The 13777-nt window shown below is 66.9% G+C and carries 14 protein-coding genes and 1 pseudogene; 10 read left to right on the plus strand and 5 right to left on the minus strand.

The features are described 5' to 3' along the window. Positions 1–225 precede the first annotated feature (225 nt). Together serB and Q4G50_RS03265 are read left to right on the plus strand one after the other, a co-directional pair. A complete protein-coding gene (gene serB / locus Q4G50_RS03260) occupies positions 226–1533 on the plus strand; it encodes a phosphoserine phosphatase SerB (protein WP_303376214.1) in 1308 nt (435 codons plus the stop codon). After that, complete coding sequence (locus Q4G50_RS03265; protein ID WP_303376215.1) at positions 1533–2276, plus strand: aminoacyl-tRNA hydrolase; 744 nt, start codon at positions 1533–1535, stop codon at positions 2274–2276. The genes serB and Q4G50_RS03265 overlap by 1 nt, the downstream gene beginning before the upstream one ends. Here Q4G50_RS03265 and Q4G50_RS03270 read toward each other — a convergent pair. Together Q4G50_RS03270 and Q4G50_RS03275 are read right to left on the minus strand one after the other, a co-directional pair. Next, positions 2231–3308 (minus strand): annotated as a pseudogene (locus tag Q4G50_RS03270) (cation-transporting P-type ATPase); the annotation flags it as partial. The gene Q4G50_RS03265 and the pseudogene Q4G50_RS03270 sit on opposite strands and share 46 nt — an antisense overlap. Positions 3309–3448: 140 nt before the next feature. After that, positions 3449–4105: a Crp/Fnr family transcriptional regulator gene (locus Q4G50_RS03275; RefSeq protein ID WP_303376216.1), complete on the minus strand. Its 657-nt coding sequence runs from the start codon at positions 4103–4105 to the stop codon at positions 3449–3451. A 160-nt stretch (positions 4106–4265) separates the two neighbouring features. On the opposite strand from Q4G50_RS03275, the gene Q4G50_RS03280 reads away from it, so the two are divergent. Next, on the plus strand, positions 4266–5024 hold the full coding sequence (locus tag Q4G50_RS03280) for a hypothetical protein (RefSeq protein WP_303376217.1): 759 nt from the start codon (positions 4266–4268) through the stop codon (positions 5022–5024). Here Q4G50_RS03280 and Q4G50_RS03285 read toward each other — a convergent pair. From Q4G50_RS03285 to Q4G50_RS03295, 3 genes are all read right to left on the minus strand, one after another. Then, complete coding sequence (locus Q4G50_RS03285; RefSeq protein ID WP_303376218.1) at positions 5012–6982, minus strand: ATP-dependent DNA helicase; 1971 nt, start codon at positions 6980–6982, stop codon at positions 5012–5014. The genes Q4G50_RS03280 and Q4G50_RS03285 overlap by 13 nt on opposite strands. Beyond that, positions 6979–8292, minus strand: a complete 1314-nt coding sequence (locus tag Q4G50_RS03290) for a nicotinate phosphoribosyltransferase (protein ID WP_303376290.1) — start codon at positions 8290–8292, stop codon at positions 6979–6981. The genes Q4G50_RS03285 and Q4G50_RS03290 overlap by 4 nt, the downstream gene beginning before the upstream one ends. 71 nt (positions 8293–8363) lie before the next feature. Then, positions 8364–8897: a CAP domain-containing protein gene (locus Q4G50_RS03295; protein ID WP_303376219.1), complete on the minus strand. Its 534-nt coding sequence runs from the start codon at positions 8895–8897 to the stop codon at positions 8364–8366. A gap of 184 nt (positions 8898–9081) precedes the next feature. On the opposite strand from Q4G50_RS03295, the gene clpS reads away from it, so the two are divergent. The 7 genes from clpS to Q4G50_RS03330 all read left to right on the plus strand — a co-directional run bounded on the left by clpS (position 9082) and on the right by Q4G50_RS03330 (position 13775). After that, complete coding sequence (clpS, locus tag Q4G50_RS03300; protein WP_303376291.1) at positions 9082–9369, plus strand: ATP-dependent Clp protease adapter ClpS; 288 nt, start codon at positions 9082–9084, stop codon at positions 9367–9369. A gap of 10 nt (positions 9370–9379) precedes the next feature. Further along, a complete protein-coding gene (locus Q4G50_RS03305) occupies positions 9380–9904 on the plus strand; it encodes a DUF2017 domain-containing protein (RefSeq protein ID WP_303376220.1) in 525 nt (174 codons plus the stop codon). Position 9905: 1 nt separating this feature from the next. Next, complete coding sequence (locus Q4G50_RS03310) at positions 9906–10850, plus strand: P1 family peptidase (RefSeq protein WP_303376221.1); 945 nt, start codon at positions 9906–9908, stop codon at positions 10848–10850. Between the two features lie 16 nt (positions 10851–10866). Further along, positions 10867–11526, plus strand: coding sequence for a rhomboid family intramembrane serine protease (locus Q4G50_RS03315; protein WP_303376222.1), 660 nt, complete (start codon positions 10867–10869; stop codon positions 11524–11526). Between the two features lie 82 nt (positions 11527–11608). Further along, positions 11609–12115 (plus strand): MarR family winged helix-turn-helix transcriptional regulator, encoded by a 507-nt coding sequence (locus tag Q4G50_RS03320; protein WP_303376223.1) that lies wholly within the window; start codon positions 11609–11611, stop codon positions 12113–12115. A 10-nt stretch (positions 12116–12125) separates the two neighbouring features. Next, positions 12126–12938 carry a glutamate racemase gene (gene murI, locus Q4G50_RS03325; protein ID WP_303376224.1) on the plus strand — a complete coding sequence of 271 codons (813 nt, stop codon included), beginning with the start codon at positions 12126–12128 and terminating at the stop codon, positions 12936–12938. A 69-nt stretch (positions 12939–13007) separates the two neighbouring features. Then, a complete protein-coding gene (locus Q4G50_RS03330) occupies positions 13008–13775 on the plus strand; it encodes an MBL fold metallo-hydrolase (RefSeq protein WP_303376225.1) in 768 nt (255 codons plus the stop codon). Positions 13776–13777 lie beyond the last annotated feature (2 nt).

The raw sequence follows: 13777 nt of genomic DNA on the forward strand, positions 1-13777 counted from the left end.
TCGAGCTGCACTACCCGCACATGGTTGAGCGTATGCGCCGCGAGGCACACACCGGCCACCACGACGAGCGCGCTGAGAAGACTCAGTCGCCGTCCCCGGCCGAGGTCCGCTAGACCAAGGATCTGACATAGTCACCTCCGACTGACACAGCCCCCGGTAGATACCTCTGCCGGGGGCTGCGGCATGCCCGCCCACCTACTCCTCCCACACGAAAGAATGATCCCCGTGGCAGATCAGACCCCCGCCCCCATCGACGCCGACGACCCGCACACCGGTACCCTCCAGGTAGCCCTGCAGCCGGGATTGGAATCCGCCGTGATTACCCTGACTGGACGCGACCGCCCCGGCGTGACCGCCGCGTTCTTCCGCGTGCTCTCCGCACACAACGTGCAGCTTCTCGACGTCGAGCAATCCCAGTTCCGCGGCTACCTCAACCTTGCCGCCTATGTCGGCGTTCAGCCGGAGCGCGTCGAGCGTCTGCGGGAAGGCCTCAACGAGACCCTCCGCGGCCACGGCCAGTCCGTCACCCTGGACCTGGCTTCCGACGCCCTGTCCTCCCGCCCGCGTTCCACCCACGTCGCCGTGGTACTGGGTAACCCGGTCACCGCCGCCGACGTCTCCTCCATCGGCCAAACCCTGGCGAACTACAACGCCAACATCGACCGCATCCGCGGCATCGCCGACTACCCGATCACCGGCCTGGAGCTCATGATCACCGTCGCCAACCCGGAGCCGGGCGGCGGCCAGGCCATGCGTAAGGCACTCGCCGAGCTGACCACCACCCTCGGGGTGGACATCGCCATCGAACGTGCCGGCCTGCTGCGCCGCTCCAAGCGCCTGGTGTGCTTCGACTGCGACTCCACGCTCATCACCGGCGAAGTCATCGAGATGCTTGCGGCCCACGCCGGTAAAGAGGCCGAAGTCGCCGAGGTCACCGAGCGTGCCATGCGCGGCGAACTCGACTTCGAGGAGTCCCTGCGCGAGCGGGTGGCCACCCTAGCGGGCCTGGATGCTTCCGTCATCGATGCAGTGGCCAAGGACATCGTCCTCACCCCGGGGGCCCGCACCACCATCCGCACCCTCCACAAGATGGGATACCGCACCGCAGTGGTCTCCGGCGGCTTCATCCAGGTGCTCGAGGAGCTCGCCGAGGACCTGGAGCTGGACTACGTCCGCGCCAACACCCTGGAGATCGTCGACGGCAAGCTCACCGGCCGCGTGACCGGTGACATCGTCGACCGGGCCCGCAAGGCGGAGCTGCTGCGTGAATTCGCGGAGGACTCCGGCCTGCAGATGTACCAGACCGTGGCCGTGGGGGATGGTGCCAACGACATCGACATGCTCTCTGCCGCCGGACTGGGTATCGCCTTCAACGCCAAGCCGGCGTTGCGCGAGATCGCGGACACCTCCGTCAACCACCCCTTCCTCGATGAGGTGCTGCACATTCTCGGCGTGCCGCGCGAGGAGATCGACGAGTCCGACCGCGAGGACGGCACCTTCCACCGCGTCCCGCTTGAGATCAGCGCACGCTAGTGGAGGGCCGCGATGAGCTCGCCCGGGCGCATGATCTGCTGCGCGCCCGGGTGAGCGATGATCGCCGCGCCCGTTCCGAGGATCCCAAACGTCCGGAGACGATCCAGGCGATGCAGATCGCGCTGCACATGCCGAAGCAGGATCCGCCGGCCCGCAGCGACCTCCTGGAGGCGGCCGCCCGGGCGGTGGTGGCCGTGTGTCTGGCGCCGCAAGTGGTTTCGGACCCGAAGTGGCGGGCCGGGCTGACTGGCTGGTACGACCACCTCATCCGCAAAGTCGCCCGCCGGGCCCGGAACAAGGCCTGGGAGGACGTGCAAGCGGTACCGGGCGTGACTATCGACGTCCGCGGGGCCAAGGCGCGGGCCTTCGTGCCATCTTCCGTGGCAGAGGTACCTCCGGAAGTCCGGAAACTACAGATCACGGGCACCGAGCTCCCGGCCGATGAACCGGCGCCCGCCGACCGGCATCAACCGCTCATCCTCGTCGACGCCGACCTGCACATGAGCACCGGCAAGGCGGCCGCCCAGGTGGGCCATGCCAGCATGCTCCTGGCCGCCGCTTTATCCTTGGACGAGGTGCGCGCGTGGGCAGCGTGCGGTTTCGCACTCGACGTCCGGGAGGTCCCGCACGCCGAGTTCTGCTCCTACCTCCGGGAACCGGGGGTGGTCACCGTCCGTGACGCCGGGTACACGGAGGTCGCCGCCGATTCGCTGACGGTGCTGGCGCTGCCGGCCGCTACGTAGTCCCGCGGGGTGGGGCGTAGCAGCACGGATGCCTCATGTAGGAGCATGGCCAGTGCCATGGTGACCCCGCCCAACAAGACCCCGGCCAGTATCAGCGCGACGATACCGACCGGCTACCCGTCCACCCCGACATACATAGCGGGCCTTCCCTCCCGGTTGAGCCGCGCCATCTCCGGCGAGCGGGGGTCGGCATCCAGGAGCTCAGCGGATCCGACGGCAATGTCGTGCCCTTCGACGCAGGCGACGATGCCCCGCCCGACGACCGGATCAGCGTGGTCGACAACCTCCACAGGCAGACCGCGTTGCTGCGCACCGCGCATGATGGCCGCGGCCAGGGGATGCTCCGAGGCGGTCTCCGCGCGAGCCGCCAGACGCAGCACCTCGTACTCGGCGTAGCGGTGGTCAAGCACCAGGACGTCGCTGAGTTCGGGGCGGCCGGTGGTCCGGAATAAAGATGATCAGCAGTGTCAATGCCAGACCGACGTCGCGGGTGAACACCCCTACGGCCAGGGCGGCGACCATCGCACCCGGGGTGTACCAGCGGGAGAACGTCTCCAGGAAGGTCTGCGTCCGGGCCTTGTCATCCTGGGAGTCTTCCACGCGGTGGATGATCCGGGCCAGGGTGGAGTCTGCGCCGATGGCGACCGCTTCCACCCTTAAGACACCGGAACGCAGCCAGGTCCCGGCGAACACCTCTGCTCCGGCGGCCGTCTCGGCCGGAATGGACTCTCCGGTGATACCCGCCTCCTCGACCCCGCCGTGCCCGGAGATCACCCGACCGTCCACCCGCACCTGCTCACCGTGGCACACGAGGACGACATCGCCGGGATTCAGCTCCCAGATCCCGACGGTGGCGGGGACCCCGTCACGCAGCACCGTGGCGGTATCCGGGGCGGATTCCACCAGATCCGCCTACGCCCGGCGGGAGCGGCTGAGCATCGTTCTCTCCAGGGCCTTGCCCAGGGCAAAGAGGAAGGCCACGGCGGCCGATTCCCAGTAGTTGTCGATGAACAGCGCACTGACTGCAGCCACGCTTGAGCTTCGTCTCGGTTTTACTCACACACGAAGAGCAGGAGAATTCCTCGGAACGCCAGTCCTTTCTGTAGGCCGGATGTCTCCGGGGGTTCACCCCTGACCCTAGGAAATAGGCGGTGGAACTTCCTTGGCGTGGATCAATAAGCGGCGAGGGAGGCGGCGTCGATAAGCGCAACCCACTCGCGACCGGAATCAATCACTCCCTCCCTCTTCATCCGCGCCATCGCGCGGGAGGCGGATTCCACGGTGGTGGCGGCCATGCCGGCGATGTCATCGCGGCGCAGCCGGGCCTGCAGCAGGATGGAACCATCGGCCCGGGTCTGACCGATCCGTTCGGCCAAGTGGAGGAGCACCCCGGCCACGCGCTGCTCGACCGTGCGGGTGCTCCGGGCTACCTCCCGTTCCCGGGCGGCGCTCAACCGTTGGTGCTGGAGCTGTAGCAACGACACCGCCAGCACCGGGAATTCCGCCACAACCTGCGCCAGTGAATCCGCAGGCAGGAACAGTGCACACGTGGTGTCCATGGCCCAGGCCGAATCGGGGAAGGGAACCATCGTGGTGTCCAGGGGGCCGACGACATCTCCCGGGACCGCCAGATCAACGGTGATTTCCTCGCCGTCGACGGTGTCCCGGGTGATCCGTACCCGACCCGCCATGATGAGATACACCCCACCGGGGGAATCACCCGCCAGCAGAAGCGGCTCGCCCGCTGCCCAGGACAGGGCCTGCACGTGCGTGTCTAACTCCGCCCGTTGCCCCGCGGTGAGATCGCGGGTGAGAGGGGAGCGTGCCATGGCCTGCATCCGCACCTCCGGGGCGCAGTGATGTGGTTTGGCGCACCCACGCTGAACAGGATTAAGCGACATGAACCCCATCGTAGGCGCGCATGCGGCGACCCCGATCACGCAACAGTGGGATACTTGGGGGCAGGAAACTTCTCTGAGAGGGATGACAATGACCCAGCCCCATGATCCCTACGCCGGATACCCCGGATACTCTGGCCACCAACCACCGACCCCGCACATGATCCCGCCGGGCCCGCCGCGGCGCCTCGACGCCGTGGAATCCCTGTCGCAGGGGTGGAAGGCACTGTCCTCCAACCTCTTGCCCTGGGTGTTGTCGATGCTCGTGTTTCTCGCGTTGATCGGGATAATCATTGCGGTGGGTGTCATCCCCATCGCCCTCAGTGAGACGGTGTCGGAGGACCAGGCCGTGGCGTTGGCCCCGGCGACCGTGGCGGCGCTCATCATCGCCTACCTCATCGCCTTCGCCATCGGCATGGTGTGGACACTCAACGTCTACCGCAACGCCGTGCGCCAGGTACAGGGGGAGACGGTGACCCTGGGCAGCTTCTTCCAGCTCCGGGAGCTGGGTATCCCCTTCGTGGCCTACCTGATCATGGGGCTGGCGGTAACCGTCGGAATGGTCCTGCTCATCCTGCCGGGGCTCGCGCTGGCCGTGCTGCTGATGTTCGTGCCCTACCTGGCATTCTCGCGACCGGAAACGGGCTTGTCGGGGATTTTCAGGGGTTCTCTCGACATCGTGAAGAACAACCTCGGTGCATCCTTGCTGCTCATCCTGTTCACCTTACTGCTCAGCGCAGTCGGCAGCCTGACGGTGATCGGGGTGTTCATCACCCAGCCGCTCACCGCAGTGATGATGGCGCACGCCGCCGTGCAGGGGACCGGCGACCGCGTCGTCTACCGGCCCTGAGTCACCAGCCTCTGCAGCGCCCCACGCACCACCGCGGGGTCGGTGGTCTCCCAGAAACGCGGCATCGAGGCCCGCAGGAATGAGCCGTAGCGCTTGGTCACCAGGCGATTATCCAGCACGGCGACGACACCGCGGTCGGTGACCGAACGCAGCAACCGGCCCGCCCCCTGCGCCATGAGCAGCGCCGCGTGGGTGGCCGCAACCTCCATGAAACCATTGCGCCCTTCCGCCTCCGCGGCCTCTTTGCGGGCCTGGAGTAGCGGATCATCGGGGCGCGGGAAGGGCACCCGGTCGATGAGTACCAGCGAACACGAGGGGCCCGGCACGTCCACACCCTGCCACAGGGTGAGCGTGCCGAACAGGCAGGCGTTTTCCTCCCGGGCGAACTTCTCCACCAGCGCGCCGGTGGAGTCCTCGCCCTGGCAGTAGACGTCGAAGGGCAGGCGCGCCCGCATCGCCTCCGCAGCCTGCTCCGCCGCGCGCCGGGAGGAGAACAACCCGAGGGTGCGGCCCCCGGCCGCCATGATGAGGTCATAGATCTCATCGAGGGTCTGCTCCGCCAGGCCATCCCGCCCCGGATCCGGCAGGTGCCGGGCGGTGTAGAGGATGCCGGATTTCTGCGGGTCGAAGGGGGTGCCAGCGTCGAGGCCGTCCCACGTGCCCCGGGGAATCCCCAGGAAGGCGGCCATATGGTCGAAACGACCCCCGATGGCCAGCGTCGCTGAGGTCAGCACCACAGTCTGCTCGCCGAACAGGCGCTCGTGCAGCAGCCCGGCGACCGACAGAGGCGCCACCGTGAGAACATCGCCGCGGCGGTCATCGCGGGCCAACCACACGACATCGCTTTGCGACGCCGGGTCGGACTCATCAAACACCGTCAACACCCGCACGATGGCGTCGTGCAACTCCAGGAGATGATTGCTCAGATTCTGACGTTCGGCGTACTTCTCCGGGTCGTCGGCGGACTCCCCCTCGGGGGCGCGGGCGATGGCCTCGCGCAGTGACCACAGGCCGTCCCGCAGCCCGGCCAGGGGGCCGCGGGCGGTGTCGTCGATGTCTGTCCAACGGCCATCGGGGAGCAGGGCGGCGGCGGCCAACCAGTCATCGGTGAGCTCCACGAGCTTGTCGTCGCTCCCGTCGGCGTCGAGCTTGCCGGCGCGTTTCGCCGCCAGGGTCAGCGCGGTGCGGGAGAGCTCATTCGAGGCGACGGAGGTGATCCGGCCGTCGAGCTCGTGGGCCTCATCGATGATGACCACGTCATGCTCCGGGAGGATATCGATGTTGGCGAGCGCGTCGATGGCCAGCAGCGCGTGGTTGGTCACCACGATGTCCACTTCGTGAGCCTGCTGCCGCGCGGCCTCCGCAAAGCACTGCTCCCCGTGCGGGCAGCGCGTGGCCCCCAGGCACTCCCGCGCGGTGACCGAGACCTGCCGCCAGGCCAGATCCGGCACGCCCGGCTCCAGGTCATCCCGGTCCCCGGATTCTGTCTCCTGCGCCCACTCGTGGACGCGGGCCACGTGGCGGCCGAGCCAGGACACGTCGGCTTCGTCGATAAGCGCATCCTCGGGATCTTCCGCCGCGCCGATCCGGTTGAGGCACACGTAGTTGGAGCGGCCTTTGAGGATCGCGAAAGTCGGCCGGCGTTCCATCTCCGGTTCCAGCGCCTCCACCAGGCGGGGCAGATCGCGTTCAACCAGCTGACGTTGCAGGGCGATCGTCGCTGTCGACACGATCACCGCCGTGCCCGTCGCCTGCGCGTGGCGAATTGCGGGCACCAGGTAGGCCAAGGACTTACCCGTACCCGTGCCCGCCTGCACCGCCAGGTGGCGCTGTGTTTCAAGGGCGCGAGTGACCGCGCGCGCCATCGCCACCTGGCCGTCCCGACGGGAACCGCCGAGGGCGGTGACGGCGGCGTCGAGAAGCGTGTCAGTCGACTGCGACAGTGGCTCTTCCGTCACTCCGGGAAACCCACAAACCGAGTGCTGATCGACGGCTCATCCCGCGACAACGCCAACCCCTCCCACGGGAGGGTGAGCAGCTGCTGCGCCAGGTACGCGCGGGACTCCTCCAGGGAGGGCAAACCATCAACGGTTACGCCATCGCGCACCAGCGGCACCGTCAACTGCGTAGAGGACAAGCGACCGGTGTCCGGGGCCTGCGCATCGAAGGGGAACACCAGCTCCTCGACGGCGACGCCGGAAGAACGGTAGGTACGGATCGCCTGCTTCGAACCGCCCGTCATGCCCTTCCCGCGCGAACGCTTCGCCACCGGATGCCCGTCGACCGCGACCAGCTTGTAGACCATGCTCGCCGTCGGGGCGCCGGAACCAGTCACCACCGAGGTGCCCACGCCATAAACATCCACCGGGTCACCGCGCAGACCGGCGATGGCGAACTCATCCAGATCGGAGGACACAACAATCTTCGTGTCATGCGCGCCCAGCTCATCGAGCTGCTTGCGTACCCGGCGGGTCACGGCCGCGAGATCACCCGAATCGATGCGGACCCCGCCGAGCTCCGGACCGGCGACCTCGATGGCAGTCTCCACGCCCTTGGTGATGTCGTAGGTGTCCACCAGCAGGGTGGTGTCCACGCCCAGGGAATCGATCTGCGAACGGAAAGCAGCTTCCTCATTGGGGGTGCCGTCCGCATTGATGTGCAGCAGCGTCCAGGCGTGTGCGGCGGTGCCCGAGGCCGGGATGCCGTAACGGTGCGAGGCCTCCAGGTTGGAGGTGGCCGTGAAACCCGCCAGGTAGGCAGCCCGGGAGGCGGTGACGGCCGCGTACTCGTGGGTGCGGCGCGATCCCATCTCAATGATCGGACGACCATCCGCGGCCGTGACCATACGGGCCGCGGCGGAGGCGATCGCCGAATCCGCGTTCATGATCGACAGGATGACCGTCTCCAGGATCACACACTCCGCGAAGCTGCCACGCACCGTCAGCAGTGGGGAATACGGGAAGTAAATATCCCCCTCCCGGTAGCCATCAATCTGGCCAGTGAAACGATAATTGCGCAGGTACTCACGGGTCTCATCGTCGAGGAACTCCAGGTGGGAGAGCTGATCCTCCGTGAAAACGAAGTCCCGCACGGCGCGCAACACACGCGCAGTACCGGCCACGACACCGTAACGGCGTTCATTGGGCAGCCGGCGGGCGAAGACCTCGAAGGTGCACTGCCGGTGGGCGGTGCCATCACGCAGCGCGGCCTGCAGCATGGTCAGCTCGTACATGTCCGTCAGCAGGGACGTCGAGCGATTCGGCGGCACAGACGCCGCCCCGGGGTTAGGTGCGTTCTGGTTCACATCGCCCACTGTATATCGGTGGGCAGGGACGGTGGCTAGACCTCTGCCAGTTGCAGTGCCACCCACACCTTGCCGTGGCCGAAGGTGACGGCGGTGGCGTAGAGCGTGTAGCGCGGGTGGAGCATCTGGGCGGCGTGGGCCTCGGAATGCAGCCAGGCGTCCACGACGGCGTGGCCGGAGGCGGTGTCGAGCGGCATGGAGTACTGCAGCATGGTGACGTTGTGCGGGGAGGGCAGTTCCTCGCCGGCGACGGCGTTCCGCTCGGCCTGGCGCTGGGCCGCGAACTGCAGACCCGGGGTCATGGCGACCGGGGCCACCCCTTCCTCGGCACGTAGTTGAAGCAGCGCCAGGCCGACATCCTCACGGATCTTATCCAGCGCGGCCTGGGTATCTGGGTCCGGCTGGACGTAACCGGTGTCAACTGTGTCGATGTCATCGACGATGTCACCGCCGCCGGGCAGCACCGCCATGAGCAAGGTCATGATGAGACCGACGACGGTGATGAGAGTGCCCGTGTTGAGCAGGAGAGTCTTCAGACCTTCCGGGGAGTGCCATGGGGTAGAGGACATCCGGAGCATCAGTGATCACATCCTGCGGGGTGGTCGGTTGCTGAATCTAGTGTGTAAAGGTACACCCCGCGTGAGCTCTTATCCACAGGGCGCGCGCCCGTGCTGCCTTCCGGGGCCGCCGTTGACTAGGCTGTGACCCATGAGTGGTGCAGTGTGGATGACGGCCCCCGGCATGGGTTCCCCCATGGCGACCCCGGAACTCGATGAGGCCATCGAGGTTGATGTCGCGACCGCGGAGAACCTCCCGTGGATGTGCATCGTGTGGGACGATCCGGTCAACCTCATGAGCTATGTCACCTATGTGTTCCAGACCGTGCTGGGCTATGACCGTAAGCGGGCGAATGAGCTGATGATGCAGGTCCACACGGAGGGCAAGGCCGTTGTCTCCTCCGGTGAGAAGGACAAGGTGGAGGGTGACGTGAAGAAGCTGCACACCGCGGGCCTGTGGGCGACGATGCAGCAGGCGGGATAAGGAGAGCCGGATGCAGGCGTGGCGGAAGAAGAAGGGGCTCATGCGGGCCCCGCGTTTCCAGACGGTGCTGGAGCCGATGGAGCGGGAGGTGCTGGGCGATCTTGTGTCGGGGGTGAGCGAGGCGATCATGCAGCGGGCGCAGTCGGCGCCGAAGGATGAGCTGGCTGAGCTCACGGGCATTCCCAGCGGGCATAAGGACGCCCCGGAGGATGCCGGGATGGCGCGTCTGCTGCCGGATTTCGAACGCGAGGGGGACGAGGAGTACGACGGCGATAATTCGCTGCTGCGTAGCCTCCACGAGAACGACATCTGCCGCGCAAAGCTGTCCAACCTGCAGGTCATCGCCGAGAAGGTTGGCCCCGACGGTGGCGTGGAGATCACCCTCAGCCAGGAGGAGGCTCACGCCTTCCTCGCCGGGCTCAATGATCTGCGCCTGTATCTGGCCGCCTCCGAGGATGCCGGGGAGGACGCCGATACCCTCGTCGAGTGGCTGGGTTTCAACCAGGACAGCCTGCTCACGGCCCTGATGGACTGACATGCTTATCGACGTCCCGGGTCTCGCCGTCGGCCATCATTCGGCCGGGGACACGGGCGTCACCGCCATCGTGTCGCAGGATCCGCGCGGCATGGTTGCCGGGGTAGATGTACGGGGCGGGGGCCCGGGGACGCGGGAAACAGACCTATTGGCGCCGCACAACACGGTCGAACGCGTCCACGCGATCATCCTGGCGGGCGGTTCTGCCTTCGGGCTGGCCGCCGCGGACGGGGCGATGCGCGAGTTGGAGCGCGCCGGGCGGGGCTTCCCGGTGCTGGGGGAGGGCCGGGACGGTCCGCGGGTGCCGATCGTGCCGGCCGCCGTCATCTTCGACCTCTTCGTCGGTGATCCCACGCACCGCCCGCAGGCCGCCGATGGTGAAAAGGCGGTGCGGGCTGCTCTGGAGGGCGGTGGGGACGGCAGTGGCAGCGTAGGTGCCGGGTGTGGCGCCATGGCGGGGGTGCTGCGCGGCGGGGTGGGGCAGGCCTCGCAGCCGGTGGGGGAGTACACGGTCTCCGCCTTGGTGGTGGCCAACCCGGTGGGTTCGGTCATTGACCCGGCGACTGGCCTGCTGTGGGGCGACCCGCAGCGCCCGGCGGTTGATCTGGAGGCCTTCGGCGCCCTGCAGCACCCGGCAGCGAAACTCAACACCACGATCGGGGTGGTGGCCACGGACGCGCCCCTGACCCCGGGGCAGGTCACCCGCCTGGCGATGGTCGGGCATGACGGTATCGCCCGCGCGGTGCGCCCCGCGCACTCTCCCTTGGACGGTGACACGCTGTTCGCGGTGACGACGGCGGCGCAGTCGGGTGGGGTGGGCGTCGAGAAGCTCACGGAGCTGTCGACAGCGGCGGCGGATGTGGTGCAGGCGGCGATGGTCGATGCCATCGTGCGGGCCGAACCGGGCCACGGGCTCGGCGTCTGGTCCGCGATCCTGGCCGACTGAATTAGAGTGGAAGACGATGAGTCAACAACCTGTGTCCCCACCTGCCCGCCGCCGGCCCGTGCGCTCCGGATTGATGTTCGCGGCGGCGTTCGTCATCGCCATTTGGGCAGTACACATTGTCAATACCTTCCTGTTCGCAGGGCGGCTGGTCTTCTTCGGGATCCACCCGCTGGATGTCTCGTCAATTTGGCACATCCTTACGTCGCCACTGCTGCACGCAAATGCGGAACACCTCCTTTCCAACACCGTCCCCGGAGCCATTTTCAGCTTCCTCATAGGTTTATCGCGGGCGCGCGTGTGGTGGGAGGTAACCATCATCGTGGTCCTCGTCGGCGGTCTCGGGGTGTGGCTTTTCGGCGGGGTCGGCACCAACCACATCGGCGCCTCGGGGCTCGTTTACGGTTGGCTCGGCTACCTTCTCGTGCGCGGCATCTTCAACCGGAGCATTTCGCAAATCCTCCTCGGCATCCTGCTGGGAGTCACCTACTCAGGGCTACTGCTGGGGGTACTTCCGGGGGTACCCGGAGTGTCGTGGCAGGCGCACCTGTTTGGGGCACTCGGGGGCATCGGTGCGGGGATATTCATCACTTCCGACGATCCCCCTGCGCTGCAGGCCCGTAGGCAGGCAAAAGAACTTGGCGGGAATCACAGTGGGACACCGCCCGGGCGGGTCTAGAATGTATAGGGTCCGGTTTATTTTAAGAAACTCACAACCCTTTCTTCCGTAACTGTGAGTGGAACGAGTAGCATAGGTACTTATGAGTAATCGACACGTCGAGTGGTTGTCCGAGCAGGAGTCTGAAACCTGGGCGAATGTCTGGTCTTTCCACGTCTGGCTGCCGACCCGCCTAGAGGCGCAGCTGAAGCGAGATGCCGGCATCAGCCACTATGACTACTTCGCACTGACGAAACTGTGGCAGTCGCCGGAACATACCCTGCGCATGACCGAGCTGGCCTCCGCCTGCGACATGACCCTCTCCCACCTCTCCCGCGTGGTCACCCGCCTGGAGAAGCAGGAGCTCGTGCAGCGTCTGCCCGATCCAGATGACGGCCGCTCCACCCTGGCCCAGCTCACCGAAGGTGGCCTCGCCCTCTTCGAACAGGCAGCCCCGGGGCACGTCAACGAGGTTCGCAAGCTCATCTTCGACAACCTCGAGCCCGAGGAGCAGCGCCACTTCAGCGATGCCATGAGCAAGATCGTCGCCGCCATCGGCAACCCCGACCACTACGCCGGACGATACGGCGGGCGCCCCGGCTCGCGCTAGCATGGTCGGTGTGAGAACACCTGACGCCCCGATCGGCATCTTCGACTCCGGTGTCGGCGGCCTGACGGTCGCCCGCACCATCATGGATCAGCTGCCGCACGAGTCGCTCATCTACATCGGAGACACCGCACACGGACCCTACGGGCCACTTCCCATCGCCGACGTCCGGGCCCACGCCACCCGCATCGCCGATGATCTCGTCGAGCGCGGCTGCAAGATGCTCGTCATCGCTTGCAACACCGCCTCGGCAGCCTTCCTCCACGACGCGCGGGAGCGCTATGACGTCCCCGTCGTGGAGGTCATCCAGCCCGCCGTCCGGCGCGCACTGGCCACCACCCGCAACGGCCACATCGGGGTGATCGGCACCGTCGGCACCGTCAACTCCGGCGCCTACCAGGACCTATTCGCCATCAACCCCGGCGTACACGCCCACGCCCAGGCCTGCCCGAGCTTCGTCGACTTCGTGGAACGCGGCATCACCTCAGGGCGCCAGATACTCGGTGTCGCCGAAGCTTACGTCGAGCCGCTGCAGGCAGCCGGTGTCGATACGCTCGTGTTGGGGTGCACCCACTACCCGCTGCTCTCCGGCGTCATCCAGCTGGCCATCGGCGACCATGTCACACTCGTGTCCTCGGCGGAGGAAACCGCCAAGGATGTGCTGCGCGTGCTCACCCGGGAGGATCTCCTGGCTGACCCCGCAAACCACCCGGCCCCCACCCGAATCTTCGAATCCACCGGGGATCCGGAAAAATTCGCCCTGCTCTCCGAACGTTTCCTTGGCCCCGGCCTGGGGCAGGTGCATCAGGTCGCCGGACTGGGTTAAGCCTCACAATATGATGACGTTTCCTGCGTTGCGTTCGAGAAAATGCCCACCCCATGGCACAGTGGCACCATGAAGTTGACGATCCTCGGCAGTTCCGGCAGCGTCGGCGGTCCCACGAACCCGGCGTCCGGGTACCTCGTGAACGTCGACAACTCCCCGGCCCTCCTCGTGGACATGGGCCCCGGCGTCCTCGGGCAGCTCCAGGCGGTGCACGACCCCTGTGACGCGCATGTCGTGTTCTCCCACCTGCACGCAGACCACTGCCTCGACTTCCCCTCGCTCATGGTGTGGCGGCGCTACCACCCCACCGCCCCCGCGAAGGGACGCAACCTCTGCTACGGACCGTCCACCACCCTCGGCCACCTCGGTGTGCTCTCCGCCGACAGCCCCGGCGAAGTCGACGACATGTCCGACACCTTCGCCTTCGCTCCCTGGCGCACCGGCGAAGACCACATCATCGACCGCCTCAGCGTCACCCCGTTTCTGGCCGTCCACCCCGTCGAGGCCTACAGTCTGCGCATCACCGAGCACACCACCGGCAAAACCATCGCCTACTCGGGTGACACCGGCTGGACTGAGCAGCTCATCGAGTGCGCCCGCAACGCTGACGTCTTCCTCTGCGAGGCCACCTGGTGCTCCGGAGACGGGGATTTCCCGCCGGACATGCACCTCTCCGGCGCGGAAGCCGGCCGCGCCGCCCGCCTGGCAGGCGTGAAGAAGCTGGTCATCGTCCACGTCCCACCGTGGGGGGACGTCGAATCCACTCTCGCCGCCGCCCGCGCAGAATTCGACGGGCCCGTCGAATTCGGTGAGCAGGGGCAGGTCTTCGAGTTCTAGCC

Source organism: Corynebacterium sp. (genome assembly GCF_030538285.1).
GTDB lineage: Bacteria > Actinomycetota > Actinomycetes > Mycobacteriales > Mycobacteriaceae > Corynebacterium.

What these genes read in the sequence shown, in the direction of transcription:
- Q4G50_RS03305 (WP_303376220.1), top strand. Translation starts at nt 9,380, where the DNA reads ATGCAGGCGTGGCGGAAGAAGAAGGGGCTCATGCGGGCCCCGCGTTTC.
- Q4G50_RS03315 (WP_303376222.1), top strand. Translation starts at nt 10,867, where the DNA reads ATGAGTCAACAACCTGTGTCCCCACCTGCCCGCCGCCGGCCCGTGCGC.
- Q4G50_RS03295 (WP_303376219.1), bottom strand. Translation starts at nt 8,897, where the DNA reads ATGTCCTCTACCCCATGGCACTCCCCGGAAGGTCTGAAGACTCTCCTG.
- Q4G50_RS03275 (WP_303376216.1), bottom strand. Translation starts at nt 4,105, where the DNA reads ATGGCACGCTCCCCTCTCACCCGCGATCTCACCGCGGGGCAACGGGCG.
- Q4G50_RS03280 (WP_303376217.1), top strand. Translation starts at nt 4,266, where the DNA reads ATGACCCAGCCCCATGATCCCTACGCCGGATACCCCGGATACTCTGGC.
- Q4G50_RS03330 (WP_303376225.1), top strand. Translation starts at nt 13,008, where the DNA reads ATGAAGTTGACGATCCTCGGCAGTTCCGGCAGCGTCGGCGGTCCCACG.
- Q4G50_RS03310 (WP_303376221.1), top strand. Translation starts at nt 9,906, where the DNA reads ATGCTTATCGACGTCCCGGGTCTCGCCGTCGGCCATCATTCGGCCGGG.
- Q4G50_RS03320 (WP_303376223.1), top strand. Translation starts at nt 11,609, where the DNA reads ATGAGTAATCGACACGTCGAGTGGTTGTCCGAGCAGGAGTCTGAAACC.
- clpS (WP_303376291.1), top strand. Translation starts at nt 9,082, where the DNA reads ATGGCGACCCCGGAACTCGATGAGGCCATCGAGGTTGATGTCGCGACC.